14 protein-coding genes are annotated in these 17,814 nt (G+C 66.9%); 7 read left to right on the top strand and 7 right to left on the bottom strand.

Annotation, left to right across the window (positions count from 1 at the left end; genetic code table 11):
- Positions 1–1,302: 1,302 nt before the first annotated feature.
- On the bottom strand, positions 1,303–2,508 hold the full coding sequence (locus OHA30_RS15655) for a DUF6531 domain-containing protein (protein WP_328914451.1): 1,206 nt from the start codon (positions 2,506–2,508) through the stop codon (positions 1,303–1,305).
- A 594-nt stretch (positions 2,509–3,102) separates the two neighbouring features.
- Here OHA30_RS15655 and OHA30_RS15650 point away from each other — a divergent pair.
- A complete protein-coding gene (locus tag OHA30_RS15650) occupies positions 3,103–4,875 on the top strand; it encodes a hypothetical protein (RefSeq protein WP_328914450.1) in 1,773 nt (590 codons plus the stop codon).
- A 409-nt stretch (positions 4,876–5,284) separates the two neighbouring features.
- On the opposite strand, the gene OHA30_RS15645 is transcribed toward OHA30_RS15650, so the two are convergent.
- The gene (locus OHA30_RS15645; protein ID WP_328914449.1) at positions 5,285–5,638 is read right to left on the bottom strand and encodes a hypothetical protein; all 354 of its coding nucleotides are present in this window, start codon (positions 5,636–5,638) and stop codon (positions 5,285–5,287) included.
- Positions 5,639–6,165: 527 nt separating this feature from the next.
- Between OHA30_RS15645 and OHA30_RS15640 the strand changes: the two genes are divergently transcribed.
- Positions 6,166–6,552 carry a hypothetical protein gene (locus tag OHA30_RS15640; RefSeq protein ID WP_328914448.1) on the top strand — a complete coding sequence of 129 codons (387 nt, stop codon included), beginning with the start codon at positions 6,166–6,168 and terminating at the stop codon, positions 6,550–6,552.
- A gap of 311 nt (positions 6,553–6,863) precedes the next feature.
- Positions 6,864–7,088, top strand: coding sequence for a hypothetical protein (locus OHA30_RS15635; RefSeq protein WP_328914447.1), 225 nt, complete (start codon positions 6,864–6,866; stop codon positions 7,086–7,088).
- 987 nt (positions 7,089–8,075) lie between these two features.
- Here OHA30_RS15635 and OHA30_RS15630 read toward each other — a convergent pair.
- Positions 8,076–9,322, bottom strand: a protein-coding gene (locus OHA30_RS15630) for an IS3 family transposase (protein ID WP_328911668.1) whose coding sequence is annotated in 2 segments (ribosomal slippage) — positions 8,076–9,040 and positions 9,040–9,322 — 1,248 coding nt in all. Because the reading frame shifts where the segments join, the coding sequence is not laid out codon by codon here.
- A 950-nt stretch (positions 9,323–10,272) separates the two neighbouring features.
- On the opposite strand from OHA30_RS15630, the gene OHA30_RS15625 reads away from it, so the two are divergent.
- Both OHA30_RS15625 and OHA30_RS15620 read left to right on the top strand, forming a co-directional pair.
- A complete protein-coding gene (locus OHA30_RS15625) occupies positions 10,273–10,680 on the top strand; it encodes a hypothetical protein (RefSeq protein WP_328914446.1) in 408 nt (135 codons plus the stop codon).
- 234 nt (positions 10,681–10,914) lie between these two features.
- Positions 10,915–11,241, top strand: coding sequence for a hypothetical protein (locus OHA30_RS15620; RefSeq protein WP_328914445.1), 327 nt, complete (start codon positions 10,915–10,917; stop codon positions 11,239–11,241).
- On the opposite strand, the gene OHA30_RS15615 is transcribed toward OHA30_RS15620, so the two are convergent.
- Positions 11,234–12,334 (bottom strand): ISAs1 family transposase, encoded by a 1,101-nt coding sequence (locus OHA30_RS15615; protein ID WP_328913296.1) that lies wholly within the window; start codon positions 12,332–12,334, stop codon positions 11,234–11,236. The two genes, OHA30_RS15620 and OHA30_RS15615, sit on opposite strands and share 8 nt — an antisense overlap.
- Positions 12,335–12,909: 575 nt before the next feature.
- On the opposite strand from OHA30_RS15615, the gene OHA30_RS15610 reads away from it, so the two are divergent.
- Both OHA30_RS15610 and OHA30_RS15605 read left to right on the top strand, forming a co-directional pair.
- Positions 12,910–13,395, top strand: a complete 486-nt coding sequence (locus tag OHA30_RS15610) for a hypothetical protein (protein ID WP_328914444.1) — start codon at positions 12,910–12,912, stop codon at positions 13,393–13,395.
- 319 nt (positions 13,396–13,714) lie between these two features.
- Positions 13,715–14,359 (top strand): hypothetical protein, encoded by a 645-nt coding sequence (locus OHA30_RS15605; RefSeq protein ID WP_328914443.1) that lies wholly within the window; start codon positions 13,715–13,717, stop codon positions 14,357–14,359.
- A 225-nt stretch (positions 14,360–14,584) separates the two neighbouring features.
- On the opposite strand, the gene OHA30_RS15600 is transcribed toward OHA30_RS15605, so the two are convergent.
- From OHA30_RS15600 to OHA30_RS15590, 3 genes are all read right to left on the bottom strand, one after another.
- Positions 14,585–15,433 carry a hypothetical protein gene (locus OHA30_RS15600; protein ID WP_328914442.1) on the bottom strand — a complete coding sequence of 283 codons (849 nt, stop codon included), beginning with the start codon at positions 15,431–15,433 and terminating at the stop codon, positions 14,585–14,587.
- A 102-nt stretch (positions 15,434–15,535) separates the two neighbouring features.
- Positions 15,536–16,345: a hypothetical protein gene (locus OHA30_RS15595; RefSeq protein WP_328914441.1), complete on the bottom strand. Its 810-nt coding sequence runs from the start codon at positions 16,343–16,345 to the stop codon at positions 15,536–15,538.
- Between the two features lie 195 nt (positions 16,346–16,540).
- Positions 16,541–17,479: a restriction endonuclease gene (locus tag OHA30_RS15590; protein WP_328914440.1), complete on the bottom strand. Its 939-nt coding sequence runs from the start codon at positions 17,477–17,479 to the stop codon at positions 16,541–16,543.
- Positions 17,480–17,814: the final 335 nt, after the last annotated feature.

Raw genomic sequence — 17,814 nt, 5'->3', positions numbered from 1 at the left:
GCCGTGCGGATTGGTCACCGCGGTGAGCCGTAGCTCGGTGTCGTGGGTGAACCGGTACCGGGTGCCGTCCGGGTCGGTCCTGGTACGGGGCAGGTCGAACGCGCCGTACTCGAACGTGGTGGTGGACCCACCCGTGTCGCGGTGCTCGGTGAGGTTGCCCTCCGCGTCGTACGACCAGGACTCCCGGCCGCCGTCGGCCCGCTCCCACCACAGCAGCAGGCCCTCGGGACTCCAGCCCTGGCGGACGGTCCCGCCGACCGGATCGTCGATCCGCACGACATGGCCGAACGCGTCCCTGCGCACAGTGGCGACGCTGCCGCGCGGATCGACCACCCGCACCGGAAGCCCCGCGTCGTTCGTGTCGAACCGGAAGGTGCTGCCCAGAGCGTCGGTCCGCGCGACGCGGTGCCCGCGCTCGTCGTAGGCGTACGAACTCACCGCGCCCAGCGGATCGGTAGTGGTCAGCAGGTTGCCCTGATCGTCGTGCGCGTACTCCCAGCGTGCCCCGTCGGCTTCCGTGACGGCGACCGGCAGGAGGTCGTCGCCGTACGCGACCCGGACGCCGGTGCCGTCTGGCCGGTCCACGCGCACTGGGCCGGCCGTGCGCGCCGAGAGTGAAGCGGTAGGTGTTGCCCAACTCGTCAGTACGGGACAGCAGTCGCCCGTACGCGTCGTGCACGGTACGCACGTCAAAGCCCAACGGGTCGACGACACGGAGGAGATGGAGCCGCTCGTCGTGGTGGTACTCGGTGCTGTGACCGAGGCCGTCGGTCATCGTGGTCACGCCTCGCACGTCGTCGTACGCGAACCGCGCGGACATCGCGCCGTCCTGTCCGATGCCGCGCGCCACGCGGTCGGTGGCGCCGTCGTACTCGTAGCGGGACCAGCGGTCGTTCCGGGCGGTCCAGGACGTGATGCGTCCGCGCCCGTCGTATGTCAGCCGATAAAGGGCGGCCGGCTGAGTCGGCTACCGCGGTGAGGTCACGGCGGTGGCCGTCGTAGGAGTACGTGCGCACGACGGTGCTGCGATGGGGATCGGCCGCGTCGTCGGCGTTTCCAGAAGACGCAAGGCTGTGACCCGACCGTCTTCGGTGTCGACAGCCAGGTGGTAGCCACCGAAGTGGCGGACAGCGACGGGTGCGCCCTCCGGGGTTCGCCGGAATTCGAGACGGTGGCCGTTGCGGTCGGTGACAGCGCACAACGGGAGCACGACGGCTGTTGCCCCGGCGGCATCGGCGGTATCGGCGGAGTCCGGGCACGGTGGCCCGTAGTGGCGGGTGATTCCGGTCAGGGGGTCGCTGATCACGCCGTGCCGCCGGGGGTGCCGTCCCAGGTCAGGGGGTGTCGCGGGCCGTGGCTCGGCAGCACCGGACAGCCGGATTCGGGTACCGGACAGACCTGGAGCATGCCGTCCGCGCTCGCGCAGACGACACCGTCGCTGTCGAGTTCGAGTCGCTCGTCGAAGGTCGACATCCATGCCGGACCGAACGAGTGCCCCGAGCGGAAACTGGACACGTGATGGCGCTCGATCACCAGAGGGAGCAGACCTGGCAGCCGGACGTCCGTGTGCGACATCAGCATCTCGCCGGTGACCATGTCGATGGGGTCACTGCCCTTGCAGCGGCCCTCCATCGACCTGCCCGCCTTGGCCTCGTCCTCAGCGCCCGACCGCAGACCCTTGTAGAGGTCCTTCATGTCCTGCGCGGCGTTCCTGAGTCCTCCCGCGCCCTTGTGGATGCTGTTGGCGATGTTCTCCAGGGTTTTGCCGGATTTGAGGAGGGTGGGGAGTTCGCGGGCCATTTTGAGGAGGCCGCCTGCGGTGGTGAGGCCTTTGAACATGGGGATGCAGTCGAGGGCGGCGAAGAGGACGTCCCAGAGGCTGGCTTGGCCTTTGAGGTATTTGGTGATGGTGTCGGCGAGGACGAGGATCGCGGCGGCGAGGACGAGCCAGGCGAGGGGTCCGCCGATGATCATCACGACGATGCCGAGGACGGCGACGATGATTTTGCAGGCGGCGATGATCTGGTCCCAGTGGTCGGCGACGAAGTCGACGGCCTTTTCCCACCAGTGTTTGTTGCGGATGCCGGCGTGGGACGCCTCGTGCAGGGCGTGTTCGGCGGTGGTGGCGGCGGTGTCGCGCAGGCCGGCTGCCTGGGCGGCGAGTTCCTTGGCGGCGTCGAGGTCGGCTCGGGCGGTGCGTCCGTGGGCCAGGGCGCGGTCGGCGTCGGCCTGTGCGGTCTGGAGCTGGGGCCAGTAGTCGTCGAGGGCGCCGGAGGCGAGGCGGTAGGAGCGTTCGAGTTTGTCGAGTTCGCCGGGCAGGTCACCGAACTGGCTGCGGTACTCCTCCCCCGACAGCCCCGCCCACTCCTGGACGGCGGTGTCACCGCCCAGCCCGCGGACCGAGCGCAGCGCGGAGGCGACGTCGTCGGCGAAGTCCCCCAGCCTGCGGGCGAGTTCATTCACCTCGTACGGATCACCCGGCACGGGGTCCCGGTCCAGATCCAGCACATGCCAATCCGTCGGCCGACCCACAGCCACCCACCCCCGCGGTCGGCTCCGCGCCGGGCCATTGTGGCACCGCACTCCCAGACACCCCCAGGACGGAACCCGGTTGCAGAACGCACACAGTGCCCCGGCCGGGGCATCGTCTGCCCTGGCGGTCGGGGCGCGGAGGATACGAGATCCGAACTCGCGAGGGGTTGCACCCCTCACGCTCTCCAACGGGTCTTGAGGCGGCACGTGAGCGAGCATTAGTGTCCTGACCTGCGACGCATTGGTAGTGGATCGCTCAGATGGACCCCCTTGAACGGCCGCGAATGCAGCCCGAACTGCAACCCTCGGGCCATCCCCACGGTCGCCTGCCTGTTGCCCCGTCTGGTGCTTGGAGCGTGTTCGCATGGAGGAGGGCCACTGACGTGTTCTCAGCGAATGATCTCCGTCAGCCGTATCGGCGACATCGCCCGCGCCGCCCTCGTCCTCGACGGAATCTGGAAGTGATCTTCACTGGGAAACGTCACTCGCCGCAGGGCGGCCTGCCGTACTGTTCGGGAATTGACGGCGGCGACGTCAGGCCGTTGTACGCCCTCTGGGGGAGGAGATCGCATGCAGGACCTTTCGGACTCGATGGAGGCCGCCGGGCCGGAGGGGAACGGTCGGAGTGATGCCATCGACTCAGCCGCTGCGGACGATCCGGCACCCCACTCGGGTGGCGACTCGGCGGGGGCATCGACGGTGCTGGTGGAGGTGCGGCCGGGGGTTGCCGTCGCCTTCGGGGAGGTCCCTGCGGAGCTCGTTGCGGAGCTCAAGCTTGATCCGGTCGACGTGGGGCTCCTGTCGGCCGACGACCGTACGCGGATCTCGGCGGCCCTCGCCTCGATCGGCAACACGGCGACCGTGGGCGGCAATCTCGCGACCGCGTTCGCCAGCGTGGAGGGCGTCTACAAGATCGGCGACACGGCGCGGGCACTGCTGAGCGCCGGCGGAACGCTCGCCGTCAAGGACGGCGCGAATCTCGGAGCGGTCTTCGTCAACGGCCGGATAGTCCATGCGGTCCGTTGGACTCCCGTAACCGCGGTGAGCGCGGCGGAGTTCGCGGTCGCGATCGGGCCGGCTTTGGCCATGGTCGCGCTCCAGATGATGCTGAGCCAAGTTGCGGGCCTTGTCAGGACCAACATCGCGCTGACGAGCGAGGTCCTCACGACGATGCGCCTCGGTCAGTGGGCCGAGCTGACGGCGCTCGTTGACACTATCGATCGCGCGGTCAGCCGCGTCCAGGAGCTCGGGTCGGTCACGACGACCGAGTGGGAGAAAATCGCGGCCAAAGAGGACGGCCTGCGTACGCAGCGCGAGACGTACCGGTTGAAAGTCGGCGAGCACGTCCGGCAGCTCGGCTGGCTCGACACACCCGGTCGGCGTCAGTATCTCGAGACGAACGCCAGGGCGATCATCTTCGACGCCTATGCCCTCCTGTCCTCGCTCAAGGCATGGGCGGGGTACCAGACGCTCCACGCTGGGCGGGCGAGAGCCGTCGGACGCGAAGAGGCCGACGAGGCCCGGCTCGTCGAGATCATCGAGCGCGAGACCGGTGAAGAGCTCAACTCCGCCCTGGCCGAGACGACAAGCCTCGTCGGCTCGCTGACGCGGGAGCTACGGATCATCGCGGAGCTTTCTGGACACGCAACAGTGCCGCTCCTGGGGAAGTGGAAAGACGCGAAGAAGGCTCGCCTCACCAGCGCCCAGCTCCTGGAGGCGATCCAGCCTCTTGCCGACGCCCTCCACCCGCCGGTCCCGCTGCCCGTAGTTCCCGGTGTTGTCTGCGTGCCCAAGTCACTGGATCCGGGCCGGTATCTGCGCATGCTGCGCTGGTTCCTGGAGGACGGTGAGACCTTGCGTGTTCTCGGTCTCGATGCCCCCGCTCGGATTGGTGCGATCTTCGACGGAGCAAAGGAGAAGGTGGCGCCGACGATGGACAAGGGGGCGGCAAGGAATCTGGTCGCCGTCACGGATCGCCGCATCATCACGGCCAAGTCGAACGCGTTCCTCGGGCAGGGCGAGATCAATCAGGACATCCCGATCGACCGGGTGCGATACGTCCGGGCACCGGCCGCACGGGACGGCAACGGGCGCGCGGCGATCGACCTCATCACGGCCGAGGACAACATCCGGTGGCTGTTCGACTCCGACGTCGACGACACGCATGTGGCCGCGCTCGCCGCTGTGCTGGCCGGGTCGATGAACATCCCGGACGACGAACGGGCTCAGCTCCAACAGCCATTCCGTTCCTCGCTGGAGGCGCGCACGGAGGGCGAGAGCGCGGGTACGAGGTTGGTGGAACCGTCTGGATCCGAGGCCCGACCGGCAGTGCCTAGTAAGTAACTGCTGGCGAACCAGGGCGTGTTGGCCACGACAGCGGCCCAGCCTTGGCGGCTGGTGTCGGGGTTGTGGAGGAGCCCGACGCCGACTACGACCGCGCCCGGCAGATCCTTGCCCGGGGCGGCCAGCAGTCGTTCGGTGAAGGCGCGGACCTCGCGCTCGTGGCCGTCGCGGCGCAGCGGTGCGGTGTCGAGTCCGCCGTGGACGGCGTACCGGCCGACGGTGGCGATCCGCTGGTCGAGTCCGGCAGCCGTACCAGCCGTACTGGCCGGTCGCCGGGACCCGGCCGGTTGCGGGTCGCGCACCGGACGCCGTACGTCCATGCCCCGACGGACCACGGCGTCGGCGAGGAGGGCGGTCGTGCTGGTCCCCTGCCGCGAGGTGAGGAGAACTGCGGCGGGTCGGTCGCCGGTCACGGCGTGGCCCGGAATTCGTGGACGACCTCGATGAGGCCGACGATGTGGCGGTTGAATTCCTCCACTTCCTCCGCCGGCACCCAAAGTTCGAGGATGGTGCGGCCACCGGCCTGCTGGATCGGGTAGCGCGCGAGGAACCCAGTGTCGACGTTGAAGCGGGTCACGTAGCCGACGCCGGAGGCGGGCACGTTCCAGTCGCGGGCGATTCGTATCGCGTAGTCCTCATTGAGCACCGGATAGAAGATCGGCTGCTCCGGCAGCCGTTGCGGCCACCGAGTCCAGCCTGACGTCTCGACCAGCGCCAGCTCCTCGGGTCCGGTGGGCCGCCACAAAGTCGTCGTGCCCGCCATCACTGTCCCCTCCGGCTGTCTCCACAGGGCGCTGACAGTACCGGCCGGTACCTCCGGCCTCCAGCGAATTCATGCCCCCGAGCCGGCTCAGCAGCGACGGCGGCGAGCCGCTCCGGCCGACGAGCTGGGTGTCGCCCCTGACCGCGACAGTCGAAGCGGGTACGGATCACGCGAACCATGGCGGACAACGGGTAGGAACCCCACCGCGGACGGTGGGAACTTGGTATGTCGTGCCCGGTGAGAGCACTGGCGGAGGACACGAGATCCGAACTTGTGAGGAGTTGCCCCCAACACGCTTTCCAACTGTTCGTCTGCGGGTTCGGCTCGGGCTGGCCTCCTGACCTGTGGCGGAACACTCCGACTAACTCCGTCCGGACCGACCAGCGGCTCGTGCCCGTCGGCACTGGCTGAGAGTGGCGAATGTAAACCAGCCAGACTTAGTTGAACCATTGAACATTTCTGGGGAGGGAGGTGAGGATTGGCAGCGCCCACAAACGAAAGGCCCACTTCGGGACAGGAGAAAAGGCATGCGCAAGCTCGGCTTCAAGCGCTCCGCCATCGGTGTGGCGACCATGTCCGCTGCGTTGCTTCTCGGCGTCGCGCCAGGATCGGCCACGGCGACGTCCGGCCCGATCGTCGTCAGCACCGGGGACAGCAGATGCACCACGTCCGGCACCCTCTGCGTCTTCGAATCGGAGCAGTTCACCAACGGGCGGGCAGCCATTTATCAGGACGTCGACAGCGAGTGCGTCACCACCCCGTTCGGCGTGCTCGCCGACCTGAACCTGTCGGACAAGTCGATAGCGTATTTCCGCAGCGCCGACTGCGGCGGCACCGCTGCCCTCATCATGCCCGTGGGGGACCTCCATTCATGGAAGAGCTACGGGCCCATGTACAGCTTCCGAGGTCTCTGAACAGCTGCTGCCGTACTCCGCTCGCCCACCGGGCCCATCCGATCGCCGCGTGCACGCGCGGCCCGGCAACGGTAACCACGCGACGACGATGCCCCGACCGCGCATCGGTCGGGGCTCACGTCTCCCCTGGCGCGTCAGGGGAGACGACCGCCTCGGCGCCGGGGCATTCCGTCGACCGAGGTGGCGTCAGGAGCGGGGTATTCGATTGCCCGATGCCGTACGATTCTGCGACGCTCGGCCGCATGTTCTCATGACGTCAGCGCCGTTCATCCTCCGCCGGGCCCGCCGGACCCCTCTTCGGCACCGCCGAGTTGGCCGAGGCATGGGCGCAGCTCGACGCCGGGGACGTACCCGGTGCGCTGCGCAAGCTGCGAGCCTGCGCCGAGAGCGCACCGCTCGGCGAGATCGCCCTGGTGACCGGGCGGGCCGCGGAGGCGGAGGGCTTCGACGACCTGCGCGACGCGGCGGCCAAGGTCGTCGGGGAGCCGGAGGACGGGCGCGCCATGGGCCCAGTGCCGAGCTCCCGCTTCAACTGACCGCCGAATGAACGGCGCCAAGCCCTCACGAACGGGCCTGGACACTCTTGGGGAACTGCAACGGCCAGGCGAGGAGCCGTGTGTTCGTCGATGACCACGCGATCAACCTGCCCCTGCCGAGGCCCTGAGCACCGGCACCATCCACCCACACCCGAGAGCGCCACGAGGGGGGCGCAACTGGACGCACTGCTCAGCCGTGCCACGTCGGCCACTTGATCCGGAGGCAGCCTGCACCGGGCGCGGCCCAAAGGCCAACCCGGAGCGCGGGTGGGGACTGGCCACGCCGCAGAGTCCTCGACGGTACGGAGGGCTCATTCACCTTGTCCGGTTCCCGGCGAACTGGTCGACGCAGAGGGACTTGCTGGTTGTGACCATGAGGACGGACAACGGATGTTCACCGCTGGGGGGCGCGAAGTAACACCACCGCGCGCAGCATCAACTCCAGCGCGAACAGGTGTGGGCTGTGCTCGTATCGTGGGCGGCATGGAGATGGGTGTCAACCGGTAGCGGTCGCACACCACATGCCAAACCAACCACTGCGGTTCGAGAGAGACTCACGCACCGTTCGAATCCTCGGTGTGCTTCGGTGCCTCCCGAGGCGGTGAACATCTGACGTAACCGGAGCCCCTGCCAACCGTGCGCTGCGGCAATGTCGCCACAATGCGGTGCGACTGAGACCAGAACTGAGACCAGCGCCCCCTCGCAAGGCCGATTCAGGTGTGGCGGGACAGTCTGGGCGAGACGCGCTGGTACGTACGAGGCGGAGTCGGGTTCAGGCGCCGGAGTGGAGGTAGCCGGCCCGCAGCGACGTATGGGCCGTGTATCGATCGTGCAGGTCGCGTCGGCGTGGTGCAGGGGCAGCGGCTTGTCCAGGAACCGCGCCTCTTCTGCGGCCTGGTGAAGTGACTCCGCAGGTCGGTCTCGGGCACAGCGACGAAGCCAGGGCAGGACGTCGGCGGTTGAACCGTTCCGGGTCCGGTGGAGACTCTAGATCTTGACTGTGACCTGGTGTTTCTTGTCGGTCTGGTGGTAGTTGGCTTCGTATTCTGCGGGCGGGATGTGGCCTATTTCACCGTGCAGGCGGTGGTGGTTGTACCAGTCGACCCATTCGGCGGTGGCCAGTTCGACGTCGGCCAGGGTTCGCCATGGCCGGCGGGGCTTGATCAGTTCGGTCTTGAACAGGCCGATCGTGGATTCCATCAGGGCGTTGTCGTATGCGTCGCCGACGGATCCGATGGAGGCGGCGATGCCCTCCCGCTGAAGGTGTTCAGCGAGGGCGAAAGAGGTGTATTGCGACCCGGCGTCGCTGTGGTGTACCAGTTGGCCGTGCTGGTGGCGGCTGCCTTCCCGGTCGCGCTGCCACAGGCCCATTTCCACCGCGGCCAGGACGAGTTCGGTGTGTTTGGTGGTAGCCGCGGACCAGCCGACGATGCGGCGGGAGAAAGTGTCGACGACGAAAGCGACATAGACCGTGCCGGCCCAGGCCGCGACATGGGTGAAGTCCGCGACCCAGGTCCGGTTCGGAGCCTTGGCGACGAAGTCGCGGTCGACCAGGTCCGGGGCCCGCTCGGCCGCCCGGTCCTGGACAGTGGTGACGATCCTCTTCCCGCGGACGGCTCCGGTGATGCCGAGTTCGCGCATCAGCCGCTCGACCGTGCAGCGGGCGACCTGGTGGCCCTGCCGGCGAAGGTGGTGCCAGATCTTGCGGGCTCCGTAGACACGGTAGTTGGCCTCGAACACCTCCTGGACCAGGACTTTCAGTTCCGCGTCGCGCACTGCACGCGCCGAGGGCGGGCGGACCTTGGCGGCGTAGTAGGTGGAGGGCGCGATGCTGAGGCCGTGCTCGGTGAGCACGGTGCAGATCGGCTCGACGCCGCCGAAGCGGTCGCGGTGCTCGTCGATGAACGTCACGAGCGAAGATGTGGCCGGTCGAGCTCGGCCGCGAAGAAAGCCGAGGCCGCCTTGAGGATCTCGTTCGCCCGCCTGAGCTCTGCGACTTCTTTCTTCAGGGCTTTGACCTGGGCGGATTCCTCCGTCGTCGTCCCGGGCCGGGTCCCGGAGTCGATCTGGTCCCGGCGGACCCACTGCCGCACCGTCTCGGCCGCGCCGATGCCGAGCTTGCCCGCGACGGCCTTCATCGCGGCCCACTCGGTCTCGTAGTCCGGCCGTACCTCGGCGACCATGCGCACCGCACGACGCCGAAGCTCAGCGGGATAAGGGGAAGGACGTGCCATGACTCGATCCTCTCAAAGAATCGAGCCTCCACTGAACCCGGAACGGTTCAGGTTGATCCCAGGCACTCTGCGTGTCCGCGTATGGCAAGATGCGACGGCCGGTCGGGTATATCCGGTCGGTACAGTCATTTCTGGGGGATTCATGCATTGTCGTGTCGCCTTGGCTGCGTTGGCCGTCCTGCATGTGAGCGGGAGGGCCCAGTGCGTCTGAACTGGCGTCTCCCACTCCCCGGTCCGTTGTCGATCAGCGGTCATGTCGGCGGCAGGTCACGCCGCCGCAGGTCGAGCACCGCTGGGGGACCGGGCTGCATCGCAGGTACGTTCATGTTGTTCGGATACCTGCTTCTCGGCGAGCTATGGCTGGCCTGGTGGACCTTCAAACCGCTCTATATCGCTGGTGTATTGATACATCGACGGGTGACCCGTCGGAACACGCCGATCTGGCGCTCCCGCAACGGGTGGTGGTGAATCTCGGATGTGGGGCGGACGCGCGACGCCTGCCCAGCGGGCGCCTCGACTTGACGAACGTCCCGCCGCGGATGGGTGGGTGGGACGCGTATGCGGCGCTGCCTTCAGCGCGCTGCTCCCCCTGAGGGCGCAAAACTGGCTGCTACTCGCGGAAGGCCAACTTCCGTCGCGGGGCAAAGGCGGCCGAACGAAGTGCCGTCAGATAGCCCGTCGCCGTCAACGAACTCGTGCAGCACTTCCCGATTACCGCGACGAACCAGACCGCCGGGGCAGCTCCGTGCCCGCGTCGGCCGATCAGCCCGCACGTGCTGCCGTTACCAGCTGATTGATGTCAACTTGTTCTCCCCGAAGTCGAACACACGGACATCGTCGCAGAAGCGGTTCCCGACCTTTCCCGGAGAACGGCATCACAAGATCTATGGCAGGGCCCCTTAATCCCCAGAGCATCGCCCCAGCACAGGGCCAGGTTGGCGAGCACGGGCATGCGCGGGCAGATCTATCGCTATGTCAGACCGGTCGCCTTGAGGGGTCTCGTCCGACCGGACAGTGCGGGGCACCGGATTCGTTCGCCGCCAGACTTCGACGAGTGGGTCTTGGCTCGGGCGGGGGAGGAGTTGTCCGAGCCCTTCACCTTTGTTGCCGATACCGTCAGTGTGCTGCGGCTCGCGCCGCGTCGCGGCGAGCAGGTGGTGTGCGCCGGTGGTGAAGCGGTCCTGGGCGCTGGTGAGATCAGCTTCCGCGAGGAGTCCGGCCCGTGGGCAGTCGACGAGGTCAGTAATCAGTCGTCCGGCTACTGCCCGGACGTCAGCTCGTGGCAGGCCGTCGCTGAGGCCTTGGTCCTTGCCGGGATCGTTCATCCGTCCGGCTTCACGCACGAGGTTGTGTTCTGACGTTGCCCCTCCTGCCTGGAACTCAGCATCGTGCGCGCGGAGGACTTCGTCTGCGTCTTGCGCGACGAGCCCCTACCACGGGAGTGAAATGTGGACCGGCCTGGATGCTGGACGGCTTGTCGGCCAGCCCCGCGGTCCGTACCGGGAATCGCGACCCCAAAGCTGGGGAGCTGTGTGGCGCTCGTGCGGCCGAAACCGGGATTCGTATGACTGCTGGGAGGGAGAATGCGTCCGGTGAGCGACCTTGAGTTCTACGCCGATGTTCTCCGCTCCGGAACCGTCCTGGGCCTCGACGCTCACAGCATGCCGGAGCAGGTGACTGCCGTACTGGGAAAGGATTTCGGTGAGCACCGGACGCGCGAGGCGATGATCCGAGATTACGGGCTGATCGAGTTCACCTGGGAACGTGGGCGAGCCGACCGGACGTGGCGGGCAGTGGGTTTCGCCGTTCAGGTCCACCGGCTGGAGACGGGCGGTACGGAAGCGGTCAACCCTGCGATCCGGGCGGCCTATGGCCCAGGGCGGTGTCGTTCAGTCGCTTGGTCCGGTTTGATCACGTGATGCCGAGGGTGGCGAGCGGGCGGGTGGCGTCGCGTGCGTGGTGGCGGAGACTGGCGGCGATGCCGGTGTGTCCGGCGAGGCGGAGGGCTCCGATGGCGAGGTTGCGGAGGCTGGCCATGGCTCGTGGGGCTGTGCCGGTGCGGACGCGGGAGGCGTCCTCGGCGTAGGTGGTGTCGCGTATGTGGTGGAGTTGGTTCTCGATGCCCCAGTGTCCGCGGACGTGGTGCGCGATTTCGTCGGCCTGTGCTTGCTCGGCGGCCAGGTCGGTGACCGCGTAGACGCGTTCGAGAGTGACCTTGCCAGTGGCGACGATGCGGCGGCGGCGCACGATCTGGACGGCCTGCGCGGCGTGCGGGAAGTCCAGGTCGGCGACGGTGGCGGTCTTGACCCGGCGGATCTCGTTGCGGCCGTGCGCGGTGGCGCGGGTCTTGTCCAGCAACGGCACGTCTCGCCAGGGCAGGTGCTTGAGGCGTTTGTGCAGCAACGGCTGGTTCCCCTTGATCACGGCGATGTAGTGGGCTTTCTTGTCCTCGACGAGGAAGCGGGCGTGCGCGGTCTGGGAGTGCAGGGCGTCGAAGGTGACCACGGTGTCGGTCAGGTCGAGCTCTGCGAGCAGGGGCCGGAAGACGGTGATTTCGTTGGTCTTGCCGTCCACCTCGCGCTGGGCGGTGACCAGGCCGGTGCCGGTCATCGCGGCAAGGAGGTGGACTTGGCTGCCGTCCGCGCGGCGGGCGCCCCGCACCGTCTTTCCGTCCACGGCCAGGGAACGCCGGGACTGCTTGAACAGGTCCTGGTCCCTCGGTGTGCGGCCGGGGTCCCGAGCGGCGAGCCAGGTGCCGATCGCGTTGTCGAGTGCGTTGCCGTCGATGCGTTGCAGGATTCGGCGCACGGTGGCCTCGGCCGGAGCGGTCGGGCCGCTGGGTTCCCGGTTCGGGCCGCCGAGGGCGGCAAGCACGGTGGCCGGGGCGTCTGCGGCCCACTCCGCGATCGCGGTCAGGGATCTCGCGCCGGCCAGCACCGCGCAGGCGGTCAGCGCGAGGACGAAGGCGAGGGGATGGCGGCGGCCCTTGGCCCGGCGCGGATCGGGTACCACGGCGAGACAGTCCAGCAGTTCCGGATGTTCCTCGGGCGCGGGAGGCCGGGCGGTAGTGAGCTGGCCCAGACTGGCAGGGATGGGCGATGATGAGCGGCCAGGCACGGTCTTCCGTTGCGGTGATCAGGGACTCGACACCTCATGATCACCCGGAGGCCGTGCCTGCCTCCGTTCCGGCCCGGTCTACGGATATGGCGGCCAGCCGAGCCACATGAATCGCCATCAAGCCGGTCAGACCGTCTGAACGACGCCGCCCTGGCCTATGGCCCGTTCCCTCCGCGCTCCCCCACCTCGGGGAGGTAAGGGCACAGCTGAATGCCGAGCGGTGGCCGCTGCGGGACGTGCCGGGCGGCGATCCGGAGTTCCGCGAGCTGTGGCAACCGGATAGCGGGGTCTCCGTCCTGGCCGGCCCGCGACAGAACTCCCTGTCATCCGGCACAGACGACCTGCCCGTCTATCGGATCGGAGCGCCGCTGACCGTTGGGCAAGCCGTCGTACGCTCCCAGGGCTCCTCCAACCGGCGCCCGGAGCTGGACCGTCTCGAGCACCTACTCGGGGCCACGCGGGAGGAGCGGTTGGACTGGCTCGCCCGTCGTGGACCCGCGCCGGAAGAGGAGCGGGCCAACTGGTGGCTCTACCACCTGCAGATCATCGACTTCCGCATCTCCCAGCAAGGGGAGAACCAGGGACCCTGGATCGAACTCAAGCTCTGGCTCCTCGACCAGGGCGAGCGGCAGGGGCTGTTCACCACCCTGGCCACAGTGGAATCCCGCGCCTGGTTCGTCGCGGCGCTCCACGACCGCTACGCTCCGGTGCCCGATCAGGTCACCGTCCCGGAGGCCGACACTCTGGTCCGCGACTGTCTGGCTGCGATCCCCGGCACTCCGGCTGATCTCGCCCGCCGTTCCGACCTCCACTCGTGCTCCCGCGCCGAGTTGCTCCGCTCGCGCCAGGCCAAGAATCTCATCCGGGCCGCGGAGCAACACCGCGGTTGCCTCCGGGACCCTGTGCTGACCGCGCGGCTGGACGAATGGTCCAACCTGCGGCCACAGCTGGTGTGATGGCGAGACCGGGCGTGGGCATCTGAGCCTGTCGTTGCCGCCACAGCCGTGTCCGGGTATCTTGACGGTAGCCATGCGGGCCCGGGCCGAAGTGCCGGGTCTGACAGCCATCTACCTGCTGACCATGCGCACGAGCGTGTACCTCGGGCGACACGTCGACACGTAAGTTCCCAGTTCCTTGTGGCGGTACCGGCATGCGTGCGTTCCGGTGCTGCCTCTGCGACGTGAGGTGAGACAGGCAGTGATTCATTCGTTCATCGCTCACACGAGCCCGGGACGGAGCCGAGTATTCGCTCTGGTCAAGGATCCCCATGACCAGTTGGAGGCTGTCACTACGCTCGGGGCGGGTGATCTTCACTTGACCGGGGAACTCGTCGATGCCCTCAACTTCTTCTTGGCTGATCGGGACGAAGTGGCCCTGCAGGAGGTGTTGGAGAAGGTTCCCGGCCCGGTGCGCATGGCCGCACAGCAGTACCTCACGAACGAGTGCGCTCCCGTACTTGGAGCTTTCAACGGGTACGGACCGATCAGCGTTGTTCGTGAGGCCGTCTATTTCTCCGGCGGAGACGGTGATCTTGAGGAGTACCTTGAGGGCGCCTACATGATCGGGCTCGGGGTCCGCATCTCGAACGAGCGTCACAGCGATGGTGGAGTCCGGTGGGTTCTCCAGCTGCTCAGTGACGAGGTCTCCGTGCCGGCCAGCGCCGAGCCTCGTACGTGGGAGTTCCCAGCGGAGGCAAAGCTCCTGCGGACCTGGACGAGCGCGCAACTGTCGCAAGGCCGCGGGCCGCCGGTCAGTAGCGCGCTCAACGTGGCGGAGGCCGCGAGCGACAAGGGGCATTGGGTGAGGATCCATACGCTGCTGCACAGCGATCGGGATGTCGACTTCGAGGGGAGCGGCACGTCGGAGTTCGTCGTTGACGTCTTCGATGCGCCCATCCCGTTGGAGCACTTGGACGAATAGGTGGCAAGCACTGCCCCGCCAACGAGTCGTATTGCTGTGCCGCGCTCGTACCCTCGGGTATGAAAAGTGTGTAACAGCGCAAGTTTCTCCGGTCTGCGGCGTACGGCATCGTACGCCGCAGGCACATCCGATTCAGGGGGAGCGGTCGATCAACCAGCAGGTTGATTGGGGAGAACGGTGCGGGTCTCCTGAACTACTTGTCGCAGAGGACAAGTAGTTCATCTGTCACGGTTGTCTCTCCTGCGTGGTTGTCGCTTCAGCGGTGGTGCCGGGAAGTGCTGTGGCTGGGCGGGTCCACGCCATCGACGGCGAGCGCACACGAGTGCCGTGCCGGCCGAAGGGGTCCCGCCCAGCCACACGTCGGTGCTCACGGTCGACTTCTACCGTTCCTGAACCCGGCTGCCATACCGGTGCTGGCGCAACAGACCAGTCAGGTGCACTGGGTCGCAGAGAATGGAGGAGATTTTCTCCCATCCCGTGGTTCGCGCCGCCGCACACGCAGTCGCAAGCAGTGTCCGGTGATGCCGTCGCGCAGGTCGGTGAGCCGCAGAAGGGGATATCGCCGTCACTGTCCGGATGCTGGCGGCACAGTCGGGACCAGCAGGGAGTCTGGAGGTACCAGTCGAGGCAGGCGACGGCACCGGTCAGCTCGCGGTCGAGGACGGCGAGCGTGATCGGTATTACGTCTTCCAGCATGGTGATGCTGGTCCAGTAGGCCAGGGGTGGCGCGTTACCGATGATCGCCTGGCGGTAGCCCGATGCGAAGGTTCGTGCCATGGCGTGGTCGCTGATGGAACACAGATCCGTGCTGAGGCCGGTGGGACGGTAGCCGCCGATTACCCATGCGTCGTCAGAGAGATGAGCCCATCGGCTGCCAGTGGGTCTGCATTCGAAACTGCCGCCGTGGATCTCCTCCCATTCGCGGGCCATACCGATGACGACGGTCTCTGTATCGCGGCCGTCCGCGAGGCGGCGCTGATCAGCAGGTGCCTTGGCGATCGTCGTGCGTATCGCGTCTTCGGACTGTCGGGTGTATTTCGTTCGGGAATGGCCTTTACCTCGTGGCGGAGTCAACGAGCACCTCTCACGGTTGGCAGAAGAGTTCGAGCTCTCGGCTCGGTGTTCGCTGCGTGCGCACGATCACTGGTTGAATATCGTCGAGGGCGGCGCTTCCGGTCAGTGGGACAGGTACCGGATTCCGGAGTTGGTGATCCACTCGGCAGCGCTTTCATCAAGCTTCCATGGGGCCTTCAACAGCGCGGTACGCAAGGCGGCGCGGTCTTGTACGGAGTGCGGCTCGGCGCCAAGCTTCGTGCGCCATTCGCCGTCGGGGCCCCAGTGCGGGTCGGTTGGTCTGTCGAGGACGGAAACATAACGCTCGACGAGAGCCGGCCAGGCAGGGTGCTTCCACCAACTCGAGCAGGCGAGAGCACCGTGGCAGGCTGTGCGGAGGAGGCCGAATCGGACTCCCTTGTCTTCCATTTGTCCGGCGAATCCGCCGAGGCTGCGGTCTGCGTGGTCTTCGTACTCTTTGAGGTCTTTCGCGGTGCGTGCCAGTTCGCCGAGCGTGATCCCAATGGGGAGCCTACGCTTGGGGTTTGTCACCCACCGGAAGAGGCGAATGGCGAAGGCATCCACATCTTCTACGTCGACCTTGGCCAGTGAGGTGCTGTTGGCTGAGGTGATGCCGCACTCGGTGGTCCACCTGGCCAGCCGCCGGCGTATGGCATCGGTGGTGTGGCTGTTGATCCGCATCATGTCGCCGTCGGACAGCCGCCCGTCAGCATGCCAGCCCTCGATGCAACTGTTGCGCCAGGTGCCGTTGGTGATGCCGATCGCCACGAGATCCAGCAACGTGGCCAGGTTGTCGGGCTCGACGGCGGCCTTGGTTCGAAGCATTTCCTCGAACACCTCCTCCGTCATCATGGCTTGGGCTTCTTCGATCATGCGTCGCACTTCAGGGGACAGGCCGTCCTCGTCACTCATCTCGGGCAGCCTCTCGCGCATAGCAGGGTTTGTCCGATCGAGCGTATGCGTAGGCATGGACAGAGCGCAGCGAGTCGTTGCGTCCCGGCAGCCTGCACCGCGACGACTGCGGCTGATCCGATCGATCCGGCCCAGTCGCCCGCAGCGTTCAGCAAATGAAGCGCAGACCGCAGGTCACGGGCGAGTCGCAACGGATCACTCGCTCATCATCAATGAGGCTGGGTAGTAGCAGCTGCCGGTGTCGTTGGCGTGTCGTTTCTTGCGGCTCAGCAGCTCATCGAGCGTGGTGTGCCCGTCGAGCACAGCAAAGAGGTCGATGCCCTCCATCGTGATGAAGCACGTCCCCTCGGCATAGCGTTCCTTGGCGCCCTTCGTGAACCCGTGCACGCTGATGTACAAGCCAAGCGCGTTCTTGCCCTTGTGCCGCACCTTCTCAACGAAGCTGCCGAGGTAATGAACCTCAACCGGCTCCTTCAACCACTTCGCCTCCACGATGTAAACGTCGGTGTCGTAGGTGATGGAACCGTCGATCTGCTCATACGGCAGGCTGTAGGACAGCCGCGGGTCCAGGTCGAACAAGCGGAAGAGCTGGTTGAGGAAGGGCTCAAACTCACGTCCAGCCTTCTGGCGGTTGGGTTCTCTCTCCAGGCGCAGGAACTCGTCCTTCAGTTCCGAAAGTCGCTGGGCAAAACTGCGGCGGCTCTCGGCCGCCGCGCGGCGGTCTGCCAGGTCGCTCGTGAAGCGGGCCTCGTTCGCGATGAGACCCCGGTGCCTGTCGATGCAGCTCTTCAGTGCTGCTACTGCTTCTCGGGCCTCCGCGATCAGCGTGTCGGCATCCTCGTGCCGCTTGAGCTTGGGGAAGCTCGGCATCTCCGAAACTTCGATCATGAGGCTGATCGCGAGTTTGCCGTACTGCCCCTCGTCCGCCTGTAGCCGGTCCACGAACTCCTCGGCGGTCCGCCATTTGTAACCAGAGAAGTCCAGGCCAGCGAGGAGTCCCGGGTACCCCTTGGCCCACCGTCGGATGAAGCCCTCGAGGTCGCTCTTGTACCAGAAAATATGCTTGAGGGCGGTTTCAAGCGCACCGTATGCGGCCGGACTGATCGGCTTCGTGGGCATCGGCTCAGCTGCCACGTTCCCCTACCTTCTCACCGCGGATCGGCTGAGGACCCGTCACCTCAAGCAGATAATGCTACTTGGCTTCAGGGCCTGCCGATGGGCCGCGAGGCAGAGCAGCGCCGCTGGCGAATCGTGAAGGTGCTCCGCGAGGGTGGACGGGCGTCGCATCCGCCAACCGCGGGTTTCCTTGGGGCGTGGTTTCGATTGCTCCGCGCTCTCGGTACCGCGGCGCGGTCCGCTCCCTGGCGGTGGGCTCAGTCCAACGATCGATCGCTGGTGGGTTCGTCCCAGCGGTTGGTCTTGGGGACTGCAACTAAAACCGCACCCCTCTGACGACGTCGACTCCGACT

The organism is Streptomyces sp. NBC_00223, from assembly GCF_036199905.1.
Taxonomy (GTDB): Bacteria; Actinomycetota; Actinomycetes; order Streptomycetales; family Streptomycetaceae; genus Actinacidiphila.
This window is presented reverse-complemented; position numbering and strand designations above follow the sequence as displayed.